Origin of the sequence: Rhizobium tumorigenes, from assembly GCF_003240565.2 — a bacterium.
Taxonomy (GTDB): Bacteria; Pseudomonadota; Alphaproteobacteria; order Rhizobiales; family Rhizobiaceae; genus Rhizobium; species Rhizobium tumorigenes.
In genome coordinates this window covers 257,064-279,197 of record NZ_CP117260.1, presented here as the reverse complement: position 1 = coordinate 279,197, position 22,134 = coordinate 257,064, and the positions used below count along the sequence as shown (strand labels likewise).

Sequence of the window (22,134 nt, the reverse complement as noted above, 5' to 3'; positions counted from 1 at the left end):
CGGGGATGGCGATGCAGTTCAAGTCCTACTGGCACGACACCGCGCCTGCTTTCGCGGCGGCTGACAAAGGCCCGGTCGAAGGACATTACGATGTGGCTGTGATCGGCGGCGGTTTCGGCGGCCTGTCGGCAGCCCGGCACCTGGCTAAGTCAGGGGTCAAGGTCGTCGTCCTCGAGGCGGCCCATGTCGGCGCGGGCGCATCCGGTCGCAACGGTGGACACCTCAACAACGGCATCGCCCACGGTTTTGCCTCTGCCCGAAAGGAACTCGGGCCGGAACGGGCGAAAACGCTCTACCGCGCCTTCGACGCCTCCATCGATACCATTGAGCACATCGTTACGGAGGAGGGCATCGACTGCAATTTTCGCCGTGCCGGCAAGCTGAAGCTCGCCTCGAAGCCGGAGCATTTCAAATCGATCGCCGCCAATTTCGAGCTCGTCAATCGGGACGTCGATCCCGACACGGCCCTGTTGACGGCGACTGACCTGCGGGACGAGATCGGCTCGAATGCTTTCCACGGCGCCATGCTGTCGAAAAAGAGCGCCATGATGCACATGGGCCGCTACGTCGCGGGGCTTGCCGACGCCGCCGTGCGCCATGGCGCGGTGATCTTCGAGAATGCCGCCGTGACGGACCGCAAGGTGGCAGGCGCCAGGCATACGCTGACCACAGCGCGTGGCAGCGTCACCGCAGATGCAGTCTTCGTGGCAACGGGTGCCTATACCTCCGGTCCATTCGGTTATTTCCGGCGCCGCATCGTCTCGGTCGGAAGCTTCCTGCTGGCCACCCGGCCGCTGACCGACGCTGAGGTCGCCGACGTCATGCCGGGCAACCGCACCTGCGTCACTTCGCTCAACATCGGCAACTACTTCCGCCTGTCGCCGGACCAGCGACTGATCTTCGGCGGCCGTGCCCGGTTTTCGGCGTCGTCGGATCAACGCTCGGACGACAAGAGCGGCGCCATCCTGAAGGCGAGCCTGCGCCAGATCTTTCCGCAGCTGGGTCAGGTCGAGATCGATTATTGCTGGGGTGGCCTCGTCGACATGACCAAGGATCGCTTCCCACGCGCCGGCTTTGCCGACGGTGTCTGGTATGCGATGGGCTATTCCGGCCACGGAGCGCAGATGGCAAGCCACATGGGGATCGTCATCGCCGACGCGATCATGGGAAAAGCGGACCGCAACCCGGTCTCCGGTCTGGAATGGCCCGCCATCGCCGGTCATTTCGGCAAGCCATGGTTCCTGCCGATGGTCGGGCTCTACTACAAGACGCTCGACCGGTTCCAGTAGACGAAAGATCTCACGAACAGGGGCGGAGAGTGATCTCCGCCCCTGTTCGCGTCCGTGTCAGCCAAGTCCACCGATGTGGAAGCTCTTCATTTCCAGATATTCCTCGATCCCGCATTGTCCGCCCTCGCGGCCGATGCCGGATTGCTTGACGCCGCCGAAGGGTGCGACCTCCATCGAGACGGAGCCGGTGTTGAGGCCGACCATCCCGAATTCCAGCGCCTCTGCCACCCGCCATGAGCGTCGCAGGCTCTCGGTGTAGAAATAGGATGCCAGGCCGAACGGGGTGGCGTTGGCGATTTCGATCGCTTCCTCCTCGGTCTCGAACCGGAACAGCGGAGCGACCGGGCCGAATGTCTCTTCGTTCGCCAGCAGCATGTCCGTTGTGGCACCGCCAAGCACGACCGGGACGGCATATTGCCTGCCCTCGGGCATCGCGGGACGATCCGAGAGGATGTGGGCTCCCTTGGCAAGTGCATCCTCGATATGGCGGTCGATCTTGTCGATGGCCGCCGCGTTGATCATCGGTCCGATATCCACGGGTTCGCCGGCCCCGGGGCCGACCTTCATCACGGAGACCCGGGCCGCCAGCTTTTCGGCAAACGTATCATAGACGCCGGATTGCACGAGAATGCGGTTGGAGCAGACGCAGGTCTGACCGCCGTTGCGGAACTTGGACGCCAGCGCGCCTTCGATGGCCAGATCGATATCGGCATCGTCGAAGACGATGAACGGCGCGTTGCCGCCGAGTTCCAGGCTGAGGCGCTTGATGCTGTCGGCGGCGCCCCGCATTAGCAGCGAGCCGACGCGGGTCGATCCGGTGAAGGATATCTTGCGCACGATCTCGTTCGCCATCATCTCATTGCCGATCTCGGCCGGCATGCCCGTGACAATATTGATGACACCTGCCGGGATTCCGGCACGCTCGGCAAGCACGCCAAGGGCCAGCGCGGAAAACGGCGTGAATTCCGAAGGCTTGACGACCACGGTGCAGCCGGCCGCAAGCGCCGGAGCGACCTTGCGGGTGATCATGGCGTTCGGGAAATTCCACGGCGTGATGATGGCGCAGACGCCGACGGCTTCCTTCAGCACGATGATCCGGCGATCTGCAGTCGGCGACGGAACGGTTGTCCCGCCGACGCGGCGGGCTTCCTCGGCAAACCACTTGACGAAGGATGCGCCATAGCGGATTTCGCCCAGCGCTTCCGCCAGCGGCTTGCCCTGCTCCAGGGTCAGGATCATGGCGAGATCCTGCTCGTTTTCGAGGATCAGGCGGCGCCAGGCTTCCAAGAGCGCTGCCCGCGCCGCATGGGTCTTCGCCTTCCAGGGGGCGAAGGCTGCCCGCGCTGCCGCGATCGCCTCGCGTGTTTCATCACCACTGACATCGGGAACGTGCCCGATAGTGCCTTGCGTCGCCGGATTGGTGACCGGCACCGACGAACCGGAGGCAGCGTTGCGCCAGATGCCGTCGATGACGCATTGCTGCCGGAAGAGGCTGTTGTCCTTCAGAGTGTCCATTGTAGCGTTCCTTCTCGTCAGCCCAGTGCCGAAAGCACAGCGGCAGTTATCGCATCGGTCTTGTCGCGGCCCGGCCTTGTGCCGATGCCGCTTGCGGTCGCAGTCTCGATAGCCTTGATGATCCCGGCTGCCGCAGCGGTCTCGCCGAGATGCTCCAGCATCATTGCCGCCGACCAGATGGTGGCAATCGGGTTGGCGATGCCGAGATGGGCGATATCGGGCGCCGATCCATGCACCGGCTCGAACATCGATGGCGCGGTGCGATCGGGATTGATGTTGGCGGAGGCTGCAAAGCCGAGGCCGCCCTGGATGGCGGCGCCGAGATCGGTCAGGATATCGCCGAACAGGTTGGACGCAACGACGACGTCGAGACTTTCCGGCGCCATCACCATGCGCGCCGCCATCGCGTCGATGTGATAGTTTTTCACCTCGACATCCGGATACTCGGCGGACAGTTGCGCAGTCACTTCGTCCCAGAACACCATCGAGTATTTCTGCGCATTCGACTTGGTGACGGAGGCCAGCATCTTGCGGCGCAGGCGCGCCTGCTCGAAGCCGAAGCGCAGGATGCGCTCCACACCCTTGCGGGTGAAGATCGACGTTTCGACGGCGACTTCATCCGGCGTGCCGACATGCACGCGGCCGCCGGCACCGGAATATTCGCCCTCGGTGTTTTCGCGGATGCAGAGGATATCGAAGCCCGTCGACTTCAACGGACCCTCGACGCCCGGCAGAAGACGATGCGGACGGATGTTGGCATATTGCACGAAGGCTTTTCGGATCGGCAGCAGCAGGCCGTGCAGCGATACGGAATCGGGCACCTCCGCCGGCCAGCCGACGGCACCCAGCAGGATGGCATCGTGTCTGCGAAGTATCTCGATACCATCAGCCGGCATCATCGCGCCGGTTTCCTTGTAAAAGGCGCAGGACCAGGGGAAGGTCGTGCCCTCCAGCTTGAAGCCCGCCCGCCTCGAGGCTGCCTCCAGTACCTGCCAGGCGGCGTCGATCACGGGAGCGCCGATGCCGTCGCCGGGGATCAGGGCAATGGAATAGGTCTTCATGGATTTTTCCTTTAGAGGTCGATCAGGACGCTTTTGGATTTCCGATTGGCGAGGTAAGCGTCGCGGCCGAGGTCCTTGCCGATGCCGGAGCTTTTGTAGCCGCCTGTCGGAAGGATGTGGTCGCGCGACCGCCCGTAGCGATTGACCCAGATCGTACCGGCCTGCAGCCGCTTCGTCACCCGGATCGCCCGTGACAGATCGGTCGTGAAAACGCCGGCCGCAAGCCCATAGGTCGGGTGATCGGCCAGCGCCAAGGCCTCTTCCTCCTCAACGAATGTCTGGATCGTCAGCACCGGGCCGAAGATCTCCTCGGTCACGGCAGGGGAGGACGGGGTGACGCCGGCAATCAGTGTCGGAGCATAGAAATATCCGTCGCGCTCGAGCATCTTGCCGCCACGCAGGCATTCGGCACCCTCGGCAACCGATGCCCGGACGATGCCGTCAATGCGGCCGATCTGGCGCTTCGAAATGATCGGCGAATATTGCGTCTTTTCGTCCCATGTCGGGCCCGGGGTAATGTCATCCATGGCTGATGTCAGCGCATCGACCAGCTGCGCAGCCACCGACTGGTGGACGATCAGCCGCGATCCGGCGACGCAGGCCTGCCCGGCATTCGACAGTATGCCCTGCGCGACGGCCTTTGCGGTGCGGGCAATGTCGGCATCGGCAAAGACCAGCTGCGGGCTCTTGCCACCGAGCTCGAGCGTCATCGGCTTGATGCCCGTTCGAGCGATGTTGGCCATGATGGCACTTCCGGCCGCTGTCGAGCCGGTGAAGCTGATCTTGCCGATCTCGGGGTGGCCGGTGATCGCAGTCCCGGTCGTCGCGCCATCGCCGAGCACGATGTTGATAAGGCCAGCGGGCAGGCCGGCGCGCACCGAGAGCTCGGCAAGATAGAGTGTCGAAAACGGTGTGAGTTCCGAGGGTTTCAGCACCACCGCATTGCCTGCAGCCAGCGCCGGCCCGAGTTTCCAAGCGGCCATCGACAGGGGAAAGTTCCACGGGGTGATCGCGCCGACCACGCCATAGGCTTCGGACATGATCATGCCGAGGCTGCCTTTGCTAGTCGGCACGAGATCGCTGCCCTCCTTGTCGGCAAACTCGGCAAAGAAGCGGATCTGTTCGGCGCTGATGGCGATATCGCCCTCAATGAGGTGGCCGATGGGACGCGTCGAGGCGACGGCTTCGAGCCTTGCAAGTGTTTCCGCCTCGGCCTCGATCAGGTCGGCCCAGCGATGCATCATCCGCGTGCGTTCGCGCGGCCTCACATCCGCCCAGCCGCTTTCCTTCAAGGCGCGTTTTGCGGCCTGAACGGCCTCGTCGACAAGATCAGCCCCGGCTATGGGGCAATCGGCGAATGCGGCGCCGTCGGAGGGGCGATGCATGGCAATTTCACCCTTGGCCGCGATCATCCGCCCGCCGATGAAATGTCCATTGGGAAGCTGCACGGTATCGGGATTGAAGCTCAGCGACATGGCATTTCCTCTAAGCGTTGGCAGACCACCGAAACTAGCGGTCATTGCCGCGCAGTTTGCATCGACTGTGGCCCGGGAGGCGATGGATTCTCCCGTTTGCCGGTGCATTCGCAGCGCATTCTTCGGCGGCTTTGATCGCGGCGATATCGTGCCGCGATCGTTGCCCACTGGCGAGTGATGCTGTCCCGCAGGCGAAAGTTCAGTTGACGGTGACGTAGATCTTGCGGACGGTCTCGATCGTGCGCCAGATGCCGACGAAGCCAGGCTTCATGACAAAACTGTCGCCGGCGCGATAGGTATAGGTCTCGCCGTCCTTCTCGACAATTTCAACAACGCCGGTGATGAGGTGGCAGAACTCGTAGGTCGTCCCCTTGATCGAATGCGTCTCGCCGGGGGTCGCTTCCCATACGCCGGTCAGCACGCTGTCGTCGCGCGAGGCGTCCTGCGGCCAGGTCTTGAAAGACGGATCGCCGGAGATCAGGCGCTCGGCCGTCGGCTTCGATTCGCGCGGAGCCGTGGTCGGGTTGGTGTCAATAAGCTTGAGAAGGGACATGTGTTTTCTTTCCTTTGGGTTTCAGTAGCCACGCTTGCGGTCGACGAGGCCGATCGGGTCCCGCCCGGCCTCGTGACGGCGGATGTTGGCGATGACGGCCTTGGCGGCAGTCTCGGGTTGGGTGACGCTGGCGATATGCGGCGTCAGGATGATCTTTGGGTGTTGCCAGAGGGGATCGCTGGCGGGGAGGGGTTCAGGATCGGTAACGTCGAGCACCGCACCGGAAAGGTGCCCGCTGTCCAGCGCGTCGATCAATGCCTGTTGATCGAGTTGCGGTCCGCGACCCGCATGGATCAGCGATGCGCCGGCCGGCAGCTTCGAAAAGAGGTCCTTATCGAGCAAGCCCCGGGTCTCCGGCGTCAGCGGCAGGAGGCAGATCAGGATGTCGGTGCGCGCCAGAAATGCATCGAGCTGGTCTTCGCCGTGGAAGCACGCGACGCCTTCGATCTCACGAGGCGAGCGGCTCCACCCTGCCAGCGAAAATCCGAATGGCCCGAGCCGTTCCAGCACGGCCTTTCCGAGCAGTCCAAGACCGAGCACACCGACACGCTGGTCCGGCGCCTGACGCACCGGGCGGGATTTCCAGACGCCCTGCTTCTGCTGCGCGAGATAGCCGGGCATGTCCCGGTGCAAGGTCAGTACGGCGAGCGTCACATATTCCTGCATCATCCGCACGATTCCGTCCTCGACCATCCGCACCAGCTTGACGCTGTCCGGCAAGGCCTGACCATCGAACTGATCCACGCCGGCACCGATGGAAAACAGCACTTCGAGATTGGTGTAGCGCTTGAGGTCGTCGGGCGCCGTCCAGGTCAGGAGGTAGCGCACGTCTTCTGGAGCAACCGACTGCGCGTCGGTCACGAACGGCAAACGAGGCAGCTCGCGGGCGAACTCTACGGCAAATATCCGGGCGCGCGCTGCGTCCGAGTTGAATAGAAAGGTCATTCGATTGTCCCGCTCGTTGGTGTGGAAAATGGCGATCAACTGCCAGGGCAATCTGTGGAGATAGCGTTCAGGCGCATGATCGCCGCCCGAGGTCTTCGATCATCTTTCGGCATGCGGCGAGCTCGCCCACCTCGATATACTCGTCAGCCTTGTGGGCGCGGCCGATATCGCCCGGCCCGCAGATAATCGCGTCCATGCTGGCGGCCTCGTATAGACCGGCCTCGGTGCCGTAGCTGACGGCAGCAAGCGGCGTTTGCCCCGTCAACGCTTCCAGGAGGGCGGCCAGAGGGGCGTCGGCTGCAAGCGACAAGGCCGGATATTCGCTGAGCAGGTCCCAGCGGGTGGTGAAGCCTTGCGTTTCCAGGGCGAGCAGGGCGGCCTTTATCGGCTGGAGCAGTGCCGAGGGCGAAACGCCCGCTATGGCGCGCGCCTCGACGTCGGCTGTGCAGAAATCCGGGATGATGTTGACAGCCTGGCCACCGCTGACGACGCCGACCTGCAACGAGGAGTAGGGCGGCTCGAAGTTGCTGTCAAAAGGACCATTTGCAAGGCGTCCAGCGCACGCGACTGCCTCGCCTAGCACTGATGCCATCGCATGGATGGCATTCGCGCCGAGATCCGGACGCGAGGAATGGCCGGTGCAGCCGCGGATCTCGATGCGGGCGGCAGCCTTGCCCTTGTGGGCGCGGATCGCACGCAGGCCGCTGGGTTCGCCGATGATGCAGCCCTGAGGTTTGGCGCAGAGGTCGGGCAGCAACCGGAGCAGATGCGGCACGCCTCGGCAACCCGCCTCCTCGTCATAGGAGAAGGCGAGATGCACGGGCTGCGTCAGCGGCATGGCCGCCAGCGCCGGCAGGGCTGCGAGGGCGCAGGCGAGGAAACCCTTCATGTCGCTGGTGCCACGTCCATAGAGCCTGTCTCCTTCCGCGCGCAGACGGAAAGGATCGGAGGTCCAACCCTGTTCACCTGCCGGCACCACATCCATGTGCCCGGAGAGAAGGATGCCCGGGACGTCTTTCGGGCCAATCGTCGCAAAGAGATTGGCGCGGTCGCCCTCCGGGCCCATCGCCACCGTCACGTTGGCGCTGCAGCTTTCTGCATGGTGACGGATCCACTCGACGATGTCATGGTTGGCAGTGCCGACCACGGAGGGGAAAGCGACCAGCCGTTCAAGAATGTCCCGCTCATGCATCGCGCAATTGTCCTTCCCGTGTCGACCGCAGCATAGGGAGACATTCCGGCACGGGTCTCCCGAAGGTTCACCCGCTGCAGCGCAAACTGCTGAAAAAGACCGTATCTGAAGCGAAATCTTTGGCGTCGAATGGCTGAAAATCGACGGTTCAAGGCGGATGATATGCGGTGATGACGATTGTCGTCGCACGCCCGGCTCCCTATCTTGGAGTGCGGGCGACGGAGGGGGAATTGACCACAGAAGAAACGATGCGGCTGGAGTCCTTTGACCTGCAGCTTTGCGACATCGCCGGAACCGATCCCGAAAAGCTGCATGCGTTGTCGCTTGCCGTCGGCTGGCCGCACCGGGTGAAGGACTGGCTGATGCTGCGCGAGATCGGGTCCGGCGTAGTGGCGCAGGACGAGATCGGCCGTGCCATCGGCTCGGCCATGTGGTTTCCGCTGGCGGACAATTTCGTCACTGTCGGCATGGTGATCACTTCGCCGAGGCTGCAGGCGCATGGCCATGGCCGCTGGCTGATGGACCATGTCTTGAGACAAACCGGGTCGCGCCCGCTGCGCCTCAATGCGACGCGGGCGGCCCGGCGGCTCTATCTTTCGATGGGCTTCACGCCGGAAAAAACCGTCTATCAGTGCCAGGGGACCGCGGTGCAATCTGGCGAGCCGCCGCTCCCAGAGCAGGCAATTCTGCGCGCTGTGACGCTGGACGATCTGGCGGAGATTGCAGCGCTCGACCGCGCCGCCTATGGCACGGACAGGGCAGCGTTGCTTGGCGGTCTGCTGCATGCTTCCAAGGGCGTGGCGCTGATACGCGGCGGCCGCATAGCCGCATTTTCGCTCGCACGCAATTTCGGCCGGGGCACCGTGATCGGTCCGGTCGTGGCCGTCGATGACGCCGATGCGATCGCCGTGACTGCCCCGCACGTGAAAACCCATGCCAGCGCCTTCCTGCGCATCGATACGCGCCAGGCAACGGGTGACTTTGCCGAGTTCCTGACGCAATCGGGGATGCCGGTCTTCGATACGGTCACCAGCATGTCGCTTGGCGGTCGCTGGTTGCTGGATCGCCCGAGCGCCGAACCGCGCCCAACGATCTACGGACTGGTCAGCCAAGCCCTAGGCTGACCAGTCCGGCGGGGTCTAAATCACTCTGGTTCAGGTGCCGGCATAGCCGACCACACCTTTGATCTCGGTAAACTCCTGGATGCCGAACTTGCCGTATTCACGGCCATTGCCCGATTGCTTGTAGCCGCCGAACGGTGCGGCGCCGTCCCAGGCAGAATTGTTGATACGCACAATTCCCGCCCGCAGCTTTCGTGACAGGGCGCGTGCCTCGCTTGCGTCCCCTTGCACGTAGGCGGCAAGGCCGTACGGCGTGTCGTTGGCAATGGCGACTGCCTCATCCTCGGTTCCGTAGCCGATGATGACCAGCACAGGACCAAAGATCTCCTCCTGCGCAATCGTCATGTCGTTGGTAACCTTCGCAAAGACGGTCGGCTTGACGTAGTAGCCGACATCCAGGTGATCCGGCCGATCATTGCCGCCGGCAATCAGCTCGGCGCCCTCGTTGATGCCCTTGCGGATGAGGTTCTGGATCTTGTCGAACTGCTGCTGGCTGACAACGGGCCCCATCGTCGTTGACGGGTCCGCCGGCGACCCGACGACGATTTCACCGGCGGCGTTCGCCGCTGCCGCGATGGCATCGTCCATCCGTTCCATCGGCACGAGCAAGCGCGTCGGCGCATTGCAGGACTGGCCGGAATTATCGAAGCATCGACATACGCCCATCGTCACCGCCGCGTTGAGGTCAGCGCTGCGCAGAACGATGTTCGGCGACTTTCCGCCGAGCTCCTGATGCACGCGCTTGACGGTGGGGGCGGCGGCCGTCGCCACGGACACGCCCGCCCGCGTCGAGCCGGTAAACGATATCATGTCGACATCGGGGTGGCTGGCAAGGATCGTGCCGACTGTCGGGCCATCGCCGTGGATGAGGTTGAAAACACCGGCGGGAACGCCTGCTTCGTGCATGATCTCCGCAAACAGGATCGCATTCAGCGGTGCGATCTCCGAGGGTTTCAGCACCATGGTGCAGCCGGTAGCCAGCGCCGGTGCGACCTTGGAGGCAATCTGGTTGATCGGCCAGTTCCAGGGCGTGATCATCGCGACGACGCCGATCGGCTCGTGGATAATGCGCGTATCGCCCTGCATATACTCCCAATCGAAGCTTTCGAACGCGCGGATTGTCTCTGCAAAATGGGCAGCCCCGAGTATTGCCTGTGACTGGCGTGCAAGTGCTGTCGGTGCGCCCATCTCCCGCGAGATGACGTCGCCGATCTCGTCGTTGCGACGCTTGAGGATATCGAGCACCCGCCTGAGCAGGGCAAGACGCTGCTCTCTCGAGGTTTGCGAGAAGGATGGAAAGGCCTGCCTCGCAGCTGCTATCGCCCTTTCGGCGTCGGCTGCATTGCCCATTGCAATCGTCGCGAACGCCTGTTCCGTCGCGGGGTCGGTGACATCGATAGTGGCCTTGCCGACGGGGTCCACCCATGCACCGCCGATATAGAATTTGTCCGTATTCTTCATCTTGTGCTCCCGCATCAAGGCGCCTCCGCAACCGGCTCCTCGGTCGCTCGCAGTTTAAGGCGGGCTGGCGGCAGGTCTTGCCGAAAGCTTGCTTGCTGCGGCCAAATCTGCCGATCGACGCCGCTGTTCAAGGCCAATGGTTTCGACAGGGCTTCGATCCGCCAGAGGTCAGCTGTGGAGCTTCAGTTTGTCCCAGATCCTCACGAGGTCCGTCACGGACTTGACGTTCATCTTGCGCATCATCTGGCCGCGTCGCACCTTGACGGTGATTTCGCTGACCCCCAGCTGCCCGGCGATCTGTTTGTTGAGCAAGCCCTGGACGACGAGTTCCATGACAGCCTGCTCCGACGTGTTGAGGCTCTGCCAGAGGTCGCGCAGTTTTGCCGATACGATTTCCTCTTTTCGCTGCAGACGGTGTCTGTCTATACCCAGCTGGATCGCATCAAGGAGATCCTGATCGCGAAAGGGTTTCGTCAGAAACTCGATGGCCCCGTTCTTCATCGCCTTGACCGACATGGCGATATCGCCGTGTCCCGTGATGAAAATGACGGGCAGCGTAATTCCTATCGCCGTCATGCGTTGCTGGAATTCAAGGCCGCTTTGCCCGGGCATTCGAACGTCGAGGACGAGGCAACCCGGCGCGTCGGCAATCGGTGCGCTCAGAAATTCGTGTACGGAACCATAGGTCAAGACCGCCAGCCCCACGGACGCAAGCAGATCCTCCAGTGCGGTGCGCACGGATACGTCATCGTCTACCACGTAGACGACCGGATCGTCCAAAGCGTCGATCTGGCCAAGCCTTGTCATGATTGATCGTCCTCCTTGGCCGGCAGGCTGAACTGGACGGTGGTGCCCATGCGCGGCGCTGATGTCACCGAGATGCGTCCGCCATGCGCTTCGATGATGGAACGACTTATGGAGAGGCCGATGCCCATGCCGCTTTCCTTGGTCGTCCAGAAGGCCTCGAACAGATGATCGATTGTCGACTGCTTCATGCCGATGCCGGAATCGGCAACGACAAAAGTGGCGCCTGTCGCATCGTCATAGGACGAAGAGATGGCCAGCTCTCTTTTGAAGCTCGGAACATCGCTCATCGCTTCGATGGCATTCAGCAGCAAATTGCTGATCACCTGCTGTATCTGGATTTTGTCCGCCATGACCATCGCCATGTCTTCTGCAAGATCGAGCCGTAGCACGACGCTGTTGCGCTCCATTTCATGCCGGGCCATTTCGATTGCTTCGGCTGCGGCCGCGTTGAGGTCGAAGCTTTCCCGATGGGGCACGTCGTTTTTCGCCAGCCCTCTCACCCGCACGATGACGTCGCTGGCGCGCTTCGCATCACCGACAATTCGCTCCGCCGCCTGCCGCGCTCTTTCGAGATTGGGCGGCGAATGGTCCAGCCAGCGGCGGCACGCATCGGCGCTGGTCGTCACTGCGGCGAGCGGCTGGTTGATCTCGTGGGCGATCGAGGCCGTCAATTCTCCCAGCCGCGTCAGACGTGCCATCCGGCCGAACTGCTCCTGCGCGTCATAGACTGCGGCCTGGGCGGCGACAGTTTTGAGCCCGAGATAGGTGGTAATGCCGATGGCACATGCGCTGATGCCACAGTTGAACAGCCCGGCCTCGAAGGATCCATGCCGGGTCAGGAGCAGGCTGACGACAGTGAGGCAAATGCAGAGGACTGCGAGCGCGATAACCCCCCGTGTCGAGAGAAATCCGATGGCGATCAGGATGACTGCAATATAAAAAACCGCAAAGGCGATTTCGAAGTCTGTCACCGTGTCGGCGATAAAGATCGATATCATCAGCAAGACGATGAACGCCGCCCTCAACCGTGGCCTTTTTTGCTGGTTCAGAAATATAGCGTGCATCATTGTCCGGCAGCCATGCCCAATCGTTCGCTCTGTTTTCGCGGCATTATTCGTCGCTGGACGATCAAGCCTTCAGAAAATCCCATGAATGCCAAGCGTGTAAAAAAGCGCGCGCCCTTTCACGCTCAGTAGACGACATGTGTCCGATCGAACAGCCAGTGGCCAGATCAATTCTGCCGGATATACCATGGTATAGGGTTCCTATGCCTAAGCGTCGCCCCGCTAACCTCAATTCGGATGGCCCGGGCAGGCAAGCTATTCTATGTGTCATCCGTCCCGGTTGGACGCGTCAAAAAGCCGTGCATTCGTGCAGCTAAGGCAAGCATGCCGTCTTTCTGCAACCAACCCCGGATGGTCGCTCGACCGTCTGGCGATCGTGGCAGCCGCCTTTGGACGTTCAACGCATTGGCTCTCGAAACAGGAGCGACCCATGAAATTGCAGAAACTTGCGCCGCTTGCCATTCGCCGGTCGCTGATGCCCAGCCATTGGGATTTCATGGCGCTGCTCCTTGTCATTGGTGCCATCGTGCTCTTCGCCTATGGCGCAAGGGTGACGACAGTTCCGCTTTCGGCGCTCGACGTCGCGCCACTTTCGCTCGATCCGGCCAACCTGCCGGTCTATGCCCTGCGCACCATTTTGCGGATGCTGCTGGCAATCGTGTTCTCGCTGGCCTTCACCTTCGTCTATGCCGCACTTGCGGCCAAAAGCCGACGGGCCGAGATGGTGCTGATCCCGATCCTCGACATCCTGCAATCTGTTCCGATCCTGGGCTTCCTGACTTTTACCGTAACGTTTTTCCTCAATCTCTTTCCCGGACGCGTGCTCGGCGCCGAACTTGCCTCCGTGTTTGCGATCTTCACCAGCCAGGCCTGGAACATGACCTTCAGCCTCTACCAGTCCATGCGCAGCCAGCCCAAGGACCTGGAAGAAGTGGCACGCGGTTTCCACCTGAGCGGATGGCAGCGCTTCTGGCGTCTCGACGTGCCATTTGCCATGCCGGGGCTCGTCTGGAACACCATGATGTCGATGTCCGGCGGCTGGTTTTTCGTCGTTGCCTCGGAGGCGATCACGGTCGGCAACACCACCATAACCCTGCCCGGGATAGGGTCTTATGTGGCGCTGGCCATCAAGCAGCAGAACATCATGGCGATATTCTATGCCGTCATCGCCATGCTTTGCGTCATCGTGCTCTATGACCAGCTGATGTTCCGGCCGCTGGTGGCCTGGGCCGACAAGTTTCGTTTCGAAACGACAACCTCGGGCGTCGCGCCGACATCCTGGATGCTGGACCTGTTAAGCAAGTCACGCGTCACGCGCATTGCCATGGCTCCCTTTCGCTGGATGTCGCGGCAGGTGTGGAATTTTCGCCTGCCTAAACTTCTGCCGGGTGGCGCGAAGGCGAGGGGCGTTGCACGATCGCGTGCGGTAGACTGGATCTGGATCGCTACCATCGTCGCTGCAGCAGCCTGGGGAGGCTTTCTCAGCCTGGACTATCTCCGCGCCAACATCGGTTGGTCGGATGTGGCGACGGCGGTTCTTTATGGTTCGATCACGCTCCTGCGCGTCGTTGTCCTGATGACCATCGCCACCCTGATCTGGGTGCCGATCGGCGTATGGATCGGTCTCCGGCCAAAACTTGCCGAAAAGGTGCAGCCGCTGGCACAGTTCCTGGCAGCTTTCCCCGCCAACATCGCTTTCCCCGTCTTCGTGGTGGTGATCGTCCGGTTCGGGCTCAACGCCAACATCTGGCTGAGCCCGCTGATGATCCTTGGCACGCAGTGGTATATCCTGTTCAACGTCATCGCCGGCGCCAGCGCCTTTCCGAGCGATCTCAAGGAGGCCGCCCGCAGCTTCCACATTTCCGGCTGGCGCTGGTGGATCAAAGTCATCCTGCCCGGTGTCTTTCCCTACTACATCACCGGTGCCATCACGGCCTCCGGCGGGTCCTGGAACGCCAGCATCGTCGCCGAGGTCGCCAGCTGGGGCGACACCCAGCTGGTGACGCCCGGGCTTGGCTCCTACATCGCCAATGCCACCGTGAACGGCGATTTCCCGCGTGTCGTCCTTGGCATTATCGTGATGTGTACCTTTGTCACCCTGTTCAACCGCCTGCTCTGGAGGCCGCTTTACGCCTTCGGCGAACGCCACCTGCGGCTCGGCTGATCCGCCTCCTATCGTAAGGGACAAATCCTATGCTCGACCAAACCGCCAAGGCGTCGCTAATCGATATCAGCAAGGTCTGCCGCTCGTTCCCCAAGGCCAACGGCAACGATGTCGTCGTTCTCGACAATGTCGACGTGACCATCTCCCAGGGTGAGATCGTCGGACTGCTCGGCCGCTCCGGCTCCGGCAAGTCGACGCTGCTGCGCATCATCGCCGGGCTGCTTCCACCGTCGTCCGGCGAGGCTACATATCGCGGCAACCCGATCGCCGGGCCACCCGTGGGTATCTCGATGGTGTTCCAGTCCTTTGCGCTCTTTCCCTGGCTGACCGTGCTGCAGAATGTCGAACTCGGGCTCGAGGCCAAGGGTGTCGACCGGGCGGAGCGGCGATCGCTGGCCTTGGCTGCCATCGACCTGATCGGCCTCGACGGCTTCGAGAATGCCTATCCGAAGGAATTGTCCGGCGGCATGCGCCAGCGCGTCGGCTTTGCGCGCGCCCTTGTCGTCCATCCGGACCTGCTGTTGATGGACGAGCCTTTCTCCGCACTCGACGTCCTCACCGCCGAGACATTGCGCACCGACATGATCGACCTCTGGATCGAAGGCCGGCTGCCCATCAAGTCGGTGCTGATGGTGACCCACAATATCGAGGAGGCCGTCCTCATGTGCGACCGCATACTGGTGTTCTCGTCGAACCCCGGCCGGGTCGCCCGTGAGGTAAAAATCGACCTGATGCACCCGAGGAACCGCCTCGATCCGGCGTTCCGGCAGCTGGTCGAGAGTATCTATGCGCTGATGACCCAGAGAGCCGAGCCGCGAGCAACCGAGATGGAGGGCATTCCGGGAACCGGGATGGGCATGGTGCTTGAACCGGTGTCGACCAATATCCTGTCCGGACTGATGGAGGCACTGGCAGGAGCGCCCTATCACGGGCGGGCAGACCTTCCCGTCCTTGCAGAAACCCTGCAGCTCGAGGCGGATGAGCTCTTTCATCTCGGCGAAGCCTTGCAACTCTTGCGCTTCGCCCACCTCAGCGAAGGCGACCTCGTGCTCACCGAAGCCGGAACCAAATTCGCCCATCTCGCCACCGACGCCCGCAAGAAGCTCTTCGCCGAGCATCTGGTTACCTACGTGCCGCTGATGGGCCTCATCAGGCGCGTGCTCGACGAACGCACCACCCACACAGCCCCGGCAGCCCGTTTCCGAAACGAACTGGAAGACTACATGACGGCCTCCCGCGCTGACGAAACCCTTAGGACCATCGTTTCATGGGCAAGGTACGCAGAGCTGTTTGCCTACGACGAACGCAATGAAATGTTCAGCCTGGAAGATCCGGAGTGAGAAAATGGCATTCCGCGACGCGCGCGAGTGCGACAGTGATCATAACCTCAGCCTATCGCGACGATCAATAAATCCAACTTAAATTTATCGCAGTCCTGCGCTAAGTTCCGCTCCGATAGACGGGAACAATCTTTTGAAAATTTCGGGTTTCATGCGAGATTTTCAAAAGAGCCCGAACTGTTGAAATTCGATGCTCCAACGCGGACGCATTTTTTCGAGGAGAAAATCATGGACCACGAACCAGCCAGCGCTCAGGGCGCCAAATGTCCCGTAGCGCATGCGCCGGCGCCGAAAAAGCGCTCCAACCGCGATTGGTGGCCCAACCAGTTGGACGTCCAGATCCTTCACCACGGTGCCGGCCGCGCCGATCCTCTCGGCAAGGATTTCAACTACGCCGAAGAATTCAAGACACTCGATCTTGCCGCCGTGAAGGCCGATCTCCAGGCGTTGATGACGGACAGCCAGGATTGGTGGCCCGCTGATTTCGGCCATTATGGCGGTCTGTTCATCCGCTTGGCCTGGCACAGCGCCGGCACCTATCGTATCACCGATGGCCGCGGCGGCGCCGGCGCCGGCCAGCAGCGTTTCGCGCCTCTCAACAGCTGGCCAGACAACGTAAACCTCGACAAGGCCCGACGTCTGATTTGGCCGATCAAGCAAAAGTACGGCAACAAGCTTTCCTGGGCAGACCTCTATATCCTGACCGGAAACGTTGCCCTCGAATCCATGGGCTTCAAGACCTTTGGTTTTGCAGGTGGTCGCGCCGATGTGTGGGAGCCTGAGGAACTGTTCTGGGGGCCGGAGGGCTCTTGGCTCGGCGACGAGCGCTACAGCGGAGAACGGGAGCTGGCCGAGCCGCTGGGCGCGGTGCAGATGGGGCTGATCTACGTCAATCCCGAAGGTCCGAACGGCAATCCCGATGCGCTTGCCTCCGCCCGTGACATCCGCGAAACCTTTGCCAGGATGGCAATGAATGACGAAGAAACCGTCGCGCTGATCGCAGGTGGCCATACCTTTGGCAAAACCCACGGTGCAGGCGATCCTTCCTTCGTCGGCATCGATCCGGAAGGCGGCGAACTCGAGGCCCAGGGGCTTGGCTGGACCAGCAAGTTTAACACCGGCGTCGGTGCCGACGCGATCGGTAGCGGCCTCGAAGTCATCTGGACGCAGACGCCAACGCAGTGGAGCAACCATTATTTCGAGAACCTGTTCGGTTTCGAATGGGAGCTGACCACAAGTCCGGCCGGCGCCAAGCAATGGGTCGCAAAGAACGCCGAACCTTCAATCCCGGACCCGTTCGATCCGTCGAAAAAGCGTCTTCCAACCATGCTGACCAGCGATCTGGCGCTGCGTGTCGATCCTGCCTACGAGAAAATCTCCCGGCGCTTCCTGGAAAACCCCGCTGAGTTCGCCGATGCGTTTGCCCGGGCATGGTTCAAGCTCACCCATCGCGACATGGGACCGAAGATCCGCTACCTTGGGCCGGAAGTTCCGGCGGAAGATCTGATCTGGCAGGACGTCATTCCAGCTGTGGACCATGTGTTGGTGGATGATGCAGACATCGTCAGCCTGAAGGCCAAGGTACTTGCCTCTGGTCTCACTGTTCAGGAACTCGTATCGACCGCTTGGGCTTCCGCATCGACATTCCGCGGCTCTGACAAGCGCGGCGGTGCCAACGGCGCACGCATCCGGCTCGCGCCGCAAAAAGACTGGGAGGTCAACCAGCCGGCACAGTTGGCGAAGGTTTTGGCCGTTTTGGAGCGCATCAAAGCCGACTTCGACAGTGCTCAGTCGGGTGGTAAAAAGATCTCTTTGGCGGATCTGATCGTCCTTGCAGGCTCTGCCGGTATCGAAAAGGCGGCAAAGGCAGGTGGTTACGATATCATAGTCCCGTTTACCCCCGGCCGCATGGACGCATCCCAAGAACAGACGGATGAGGCCTCCTTCGCGGCACTGCGACCACGCGCTGACGGCTTCCGCAATTATATAAGCGGCCGGCAATATATGAGGCCGGAAGAAGCACTGGTCGATCGTTCGCAACTGCTGACGCTGACCGCACCGGAGATGGCGCTTCTGGTTGGCGGGCTTCGGGTTCTAAAGGTGGGACAGCCGGAACATGGCGTGTTCACCGACAGGCCGGAGACGTTGACCAACGACTTCTTCATCAACCTGCTCGACATGAACACGGTGTGGTCACCTGTCGAGGGTTCGGAAAGCGTGTACGAAGGTCGGGACCGCAAGACGGGCGCACGGCGTTGGACGGGAACGCGTGTGGACCTGATTTTCGGTTCTCATTCGCAGCTCCGGGCGATTTCCGAAGTCTATGCGCAGTCCGATTCCGGCGAAAAGTTCGTGAGGGACTTCGTCGCCGCCTGGACGCGGGTCATGAACGCAGACCGTTTCGATCTCAAGAAATAATAGCTGCGTATTCTTCTACCACGAAGGGGAAGGGCCACAGAGGCCTTTCCCCTTTGCGTTTTGTGGTGCAGTCTGGAGACGCTCTGAACCGCCCGCGCCACATCATTTTCCTCCAGCATGAACTGCCCGGTCAGAAATTCGCATAGCGTTCACGAACCAACATCACTGCGTAATCGCGAAAACCAGAACTGCCCCGGTTGTTCGACGGTCGCCCAATTGCTTTGTGGCGGATCGAAGCCGCACCCGTCGTCCGGAAACTGTCCAGCAGCCGATGCATCTGGCGCGTGCTCAAGCCCAGCACATGCGCCGCCGTCACTAACGTCATCCGCCCATCGACAACCTTTGACAAAACCTCGATCCGCTGAAGATCGCGCTCGCTCATCGCTATCAATCCCATCTGCAATCTCCCACACGTCAATCAGACCCCGGGAGTATGACATTCCAACTTTGCACAAACAGGACACTTCAACTTTGCGGTGGAGAAGCTATCCAAGTGCATCATGCCTGCTTTGCAGGATAGGGATCAGCTGTCGTAACCTACTGCACGCACCGATCCCATCTTCTAAAGCCCTGAGCCCGGCAAACTCGGTACCACGATCAAATGTGAAGCTTTGACGCGCAATTGCCTTTGATGGAAACGTTTGCCGCCACTAGGTGATGCAGGCGTCGGCGATCGGCGAGGGTGATCTGCGTATAGCATCGAGACATACCAAAATCTCCAAATTAAAACTCTTGAAATCATTGGCAAGTCGCATTTCATCCTTGAACCCACCCCCGCTACAGCCCGTGTCAAAGCTGGTTAGAGACGCGACGGTGTCAGCCATTTAGAAATGCGACACTGGCTCTGCGGGTCAGCCCCCGATCCGCCCGGCTGGTCCGGGTTGCAAGGGCGGAGCGGGGGCGGTGGAGAACACCGTTTCGGCTTTAGCTTTGAGACGATGTGCGCTTCTGTTCATTCGGCAGCCTCCATCCGCGCCAGCGCCTTCTGCCGCTTTGCAATCACCGCCGGGTCGTTCATGTAATCTGTCCTCGGCTTGCGACCGCGCTTCTGATAGCCATTGCCCTGGCTGCCGTCGCGAATGCCGAACATGTGATCCGTCTGGCCGGTGCGGCGGGGACCGCTCTTGCTACGGTGCAGTTCGCGCCCGGCCTGCATCTCGGCGACAACAGACAGCATGTCGTCCAGACGCTTGTTCTCAACGACGTCCGGCCGATGGACCGACCGCAGCTTGTCGAACGTTCTGTAGGGCAGGGCAAAGCTCTCGTGCATGATCTCGAGGCGACCGTCGGGATAATCGCAGACAACAACCTTCTTTCCCGAAAGTGGCCTGGAGAGGTCAGTCGGATCGAGAATGAACAACACCTTGTCGTAGCGCAGCGTCAAAGCTTGCGACAACGTGCGGACTTCCTTCCGGCACATAGCGCCATCAAGGTTCTCATGATCGGCCAGCGACCGGTGCATGTCCTTCGGATTGCGTGGTGACTTGCCGAAACGACCATTGAAGTCGGCGATAAATTCCGGCGCATAGGCATTGGCCGCCGCGATCGTATCGATGCCGTGTAGCCGTAACTCCTTCACCAGCCGATCCTGCAGCGTCTGGTTGGCGCGTTCAACCCGGCCCTTGGCTTGCGGGGTGTTGGCGCAGATGATGTCGATGTTCAGCTCATAAAGCGCGCGTCCAAACTGCGTCAGGCCGCTCGTCCGGTCTTTCTCCGACGCATGGGTCGCCCGAAAGACACCATGCTTGTCGCTGTAGAAAGCCAGCGGTTTGCCCCATTGCTGCAGATAGGCCTTCGTCGCATGCAGGTAGTCGAATGTGTTCTCCGATCCGGCAAAGCGCAGATGCAACAGTTTGCCGGTGGCGTCATCAATGTAGACGAGCAGGGCGCATTTGGGGCCGCGGCTTTCGAACCACCAGTGATGCGAGCCGTCAATCTGGACGAGTTCACCAAAACAGTCGCGCCGGCCGCGCGGTTGGAACACGCGCTTCTTGCGGGCTCGGCGCGAGGTCCAGATACCAGCCTCGGTCATCCATTGGCGCAGCGTCTCCTTGGCCACCGAGATCTGATGAAGCTCGATCAGCTTCTCACGCGCCAGCGTCGGACCGAAATCCAGATAGCGTTCCCGGATCAGATCCAGCGCCGCATTGCGAAAATCTTCGCTGTGGCGGCGATTGCTGGGTCGTGATCGCTTCTTCGACACGAGGCCGGCCGAACCGGCACTGTCATAAGCCTGCAGCAGCCTGTGGACCTGGCTGCGACAGAGATCAAGCAGTTCGGCCGCCTGAACGACACTCAAGCGATGATCCCGGATCTTCTGGATGACTTCGAGGCGATGCAATTCTTTCTGTGACATGGTGATCAAACAGGACATGACGACTCCGTTCGCTCCTGGTCTCCACCAGGCTGGACGTCGTCATCCTTGCTCCCAACGTTGATGTTGACCAGTGCATCGAAAGGCGAGACTGTCGCATCTCTAACTGGCCCAACTGTCGCATTACTAAATAGCCGCTACAGCCCGTAAATGCGTAATCCATCTTATGGAACATCACCAGACCATGCCGCGGGCGGCGATGTCTTCGGTGCGGGTGATGATGCCGTTGCGGTGGAAGACCATGGTGTCGAACATGTTGGTCACGACGCAGGTGTGGTTCGGGATGATGCGGATCTTTTCACCGATGGCGGGAAAGGTGTCGTTGCAGGCGGAGATATCGATGACCCCGTGTTCCTCGGAGAGCGCCTTGATGACGGCGTCCGGAAAGTCGGCGACGAGGCCGTAGTCGGAAAAGCCGAGCAGATCGCTGGTGAGAACCTTTACTCCAGCGTCGATCACGGCGCGGCCGGGTGCCGGGCGTGAAACGACGGTGGCGAGAATGGTCATGGCGCAATCGGCCTCGGTGCAATGTCCGGCGCGGATCAGCGAACGGTCATTGTAGACATAGGTGCCTGCCCTGTATTCGGTTGCCGCCTTCACATCGTGCCCGTCGAACAGGCTCGGTGTGCCGCCGCTGCTGATAACAGGGCACGGGATACCGGCGTCTGCCAGCAGCACCGCGGCACGGGCGAAATAGGCCTGGACTGCATTCGCCGAATCCGGCTTTGGATAGGTCAAAAGTCCGCCGAAGACAAGACCCGAGCTCTCGTGGATATATCGCGCCAGATCAAAGGCTTGGTCAGGATCGGCGACGCCGCATCGACCGGCGCCGGTGTCGCATTCGACGAGCACCGTAAGCGTCTTCGAACTGTTGAAACGGCCTGAGAGTCCATCGACCGTTATCCGGCTGTCGGCCACGACCTTGAGGCTCGATATGCGCTCGTTGAGGGCGGCAAGTCGATCGAGTTTCTCGGCGCCGAGAATGTTGAAGGTAATCAGGATATCGTCGAAACCCGCATCGGCGAAGACCTCGGCCTCGGTGACCTTCTGGCAGTTTATCCCCTTGGCGCCGGCTGCGACCTGCTGTGCGGCGACGCTGATCAGCTTGTGTGTCTTGATATGTGGGCGAAAATCCAGCCCGTGGCTGTCCGCGTAGGCCTGCACCCGCTCTATGTTCGCCGTCATCCTGTCCTCGTCGATGACCGGTCGTGGCGTTGAAAGGTCGGCAATCGCATCGCCCGGCTTGGGCATCATTTCGAATGGACGGGCATGCAGCATCGTCTGTACTCCTGGCGCTATCGGCATCTGGCTGGCGACTCGTCGCCTCGCACGCGAACGTCCCCAAGGCTGGACGG

Annotated in this window: 16 protein-coding genes and 1 pseudogene; 5 read left to right on the top strand and 12 right to left on the bottom strand. The window is 61.3% G+C overall.

Annotated elements, in window-relative coordinates; translation table 11 throughout:
* The first annotated feature begins 11 nt into the window (after nucleotides 1–11).
* On the top strand, nucleotides 12–1,289 hold the full coding sequence (locus tag PR017_RS28190; protein WP_111218741.1) for an NAD(P)/FAD-dependent oxidoreductase: 1,278 nt from the start codon (nucleotides 12–14) through the stop codon (nucleotides 1,287–1,289).
* Nucleotides 1,290–1,346: 57 nt separating this feature from the next.
* Here the strand turns inward: PR017_RS28190 and PR017_RS28185 are convergent, their stop codons facing one another.
* The 6 genes from PR017_RS28185 to argE all read right to left on the bottom strand — a co-directional run bounded on the left by PR017_RS28185 (nucleotide 1,347) and on the right by argE (nucleotide 8,030).
* Nucleotides 1,347–2,804, bottom strand: coding sequence for an NAD-dependent succinate-semialdehyde dehydrogenase (locus tag PR017_RS28185; RefSeq protein ID WP_111218667.1), 1,458 nt, complete (start codon nucleotides 2,802–2,804; stop codon nucleotides 1,347–1,349).
* Nucleotides 2,805–2,821: 17 nt separating this feature from the next.
* Nucleotides 2,822–3,865: a tartrate dehydrogenase gene (locus PR017_RS28180; protein WP_111218669.1), complete on the bottom strand. Its 1,044-nt coding sequence runs from the start codon at nucleotides 3,863–3,865 to the stop codon at nucleotides 2,822–2,824.
* An 11-nt stretch (nucleotides 3,866–3,876) separates the two neighbouring features.
* Nucleotides 3,877–5,340 carry an aldehyde dehydrogenase family protein gene (locus PR017_RS28175; RefSeq protein ID WP_111218671.1) on the bottom strand — a complete coding sequence of 488 codons (1,464 nt, stop codon included), beginning with the start codon at nucleotides 5,338–5,340 and terminating at the stop codon, nucleotides 3,877–3,879.
* 199 nt (nucleotides 5,341–5,539) lie between these two features.
* Complete coding sequence (locus PR017_RS28170; RefSeq protein ID WP_111218673.1) at nucleotides 5,540–5,893, bottom strand: cupin domain-containing protein; 354 nt, start codon at nucleotides 5,891–5,893, stop codon at nucleotides 5,540–5,542.
* A gap of 21 nt (nucleotides 5,894–5,914) precedes the next feature.
* Complete coding sequence (locus PR017_RS28165; RefSeq protein WP_111218675.1) at nucleotides 5,915–6,838, bottom strand: 2-hydroxyacid dehydrogenase; 924 nt, start codon at nucleotides 6,836–6,838, stop codon at nucleotides 5,915–5,917.
* 67 nt (nucleotides 6,839–6,905) lie between these two features.
* A complete protein-coding gene (gene argE, locus PR017_RS28160) occupies nucleotides 6,906–8,030 on the bottom strand; it encodes an acetylornithine deacetylase (RefSeq protein WP_111218677.1) in 1,125 nt (374 codons plus the stop codon).
* A gap of 248 nt (nucleotides 8,031–8,278) precedes the next feature.
* Here argE and PR017_RS28155 point away from each other — a divergent pair, with 248 nt between their 5' ends.
* Complete coding sequence (locus PR017_RS28155; RefSeq protein WP_240538942.1) at nucleotides 8,279–9,154, top strand: GNAT family N-acetyltransferase; 876 nt, start codon at nucleotides 8,279–8,281, stop codon at nucleotides 9,152–9,154.
* 30 nt (nucleotides 9,155–9,184) lie between these two features.
* On the opposite strand, the gene PR017_RS28150 is transcribed toward PR017_RS28155, so the two are convergent.
* The 3 genes from PR017_RS28150 to PR017_RS28140 form a co-directional block, all read right to left on the bottom strand.
* Nucleotides 9,185–10,612, bottom strand: a complete 1,428-nt coding sequence (locus PR017_RS28150; RefSeq protein ID WP_111218743.1) for an aldehyde dehydrogenase family protein — start codon at nucleotides 10,610–10,612, stop codon at nucleotides 9,185–9,187.
* Between the two features lie 168 nt (nucleotides 10,613–10,780).
* Complete coding sequence (locus tag PR017_RS28145; RefSeq protein ID WP_111218681.1) at nucleotides 10,781–11,419, bottom strand: response regulator transcription factor; 639 nt, start codon at nucleotides 11,417–11,419, stop codon at nucleotides 10,781–10,783.
* Entirely contained in the window at nucleotides 11,416–12,417 is a 1,002-nt protein-coding gene (locus PR017_RS28140) for a sensor histidine kinase (protein ID WP_240538938.1), read from the bottom strand. Before PR017_RS28140 ends, PR017_RS28145 begins: the two co-directional genes overlap by 4 nt.
* Nucleotides 12,418–12,913: 496 nt before the next feature.
* Here PR017_RS28140 and PR017_RS28135 point away from each other — a divergent pair, with 496 nt between their 5' ends.
* From PR017_RS28135 to katG, 3 genes are all read left to right on the top strand, one after another.
* On the top strand, nucleotides 12,914–14,647 hold the full coding sequence (locus tag PR017_RS28135) for an ABC transporter permease (protein ID WP_111218685.1): 1,734 nt from the start codon (nucleotides 12,914–12,916) through the stop codon (nucleotides 14,645–14,647).
* A 29-nt stretch (nucleotides 14,648–14,676) separates the two neighbouring features.
* Nucleotides 14,677–15,987: an ABC transporter ATP-binding protein gene (locus PR017_RS28130; protein WP_111218687.1), complete on the top strand. Its 1,311-nt coding sequence runs from the start codon at nucleotides 14,677–14,679 to the stop codon at nucleotides 15,985–15,987.
* A gap of 228 nt (nucleotides 15,988–16,215) precedes the next feature.
* Nucleotides 16,216–18,405 carry a catalase/peroxidase HPI gene (gene katG / locus PR017_RS28125; protein WP_111218745.1) on the top strand — a complete coding sequence of 730 codons (2,190 nt, stop codon included), beginning with the start codon at nucleotides 16,216–16,218 and terminating at the stop codon, nucleotides 18,403–18,405.
* Nucleotides 18,406–18,538: 133 nt separating this feature from the next.
* Here the strand turns inward: katG and PR017_RS28120 are convergent.
* From PR017_RS28120 to PR017_RS28110, 3 genes and pseudogenes are all read right to left on the bottom strand, one after another.
* Nucleotides 18,539–18,802 (bottom strand): annotated as a pseudogene (locus PR017_RS28120) (helix-turn-helix domain-containing protein); the annotation flags it as partial.
* A gap of 555 nt (nucleotides 18,803–19,357) precedes the next feature.
* On the bottom strand, nucleotides 19,358–20,779 hold the full coding sequence (locus PR017_RS28115) for an ISNCY family transposase (protein WP_111218748.1): 1,422 nt from the start codon (nucleotides 20,777–20,779) through the stop codon (nucleotides 19,358–19,360).
* A gap of 174 nt (nucleotides 20,780–20,953) precedes the next feature.
* Entirely contained in the window at nucleotides 20,954–22,057 is a 1,104-nt protein-coding gene (locus PR017_RS28110; protein ID WP_425070066.1) for an alanine racemase, read from the bottom strand.
* Nucleotides 22,058–22,134: the final 77 nt, after the last annotated feature.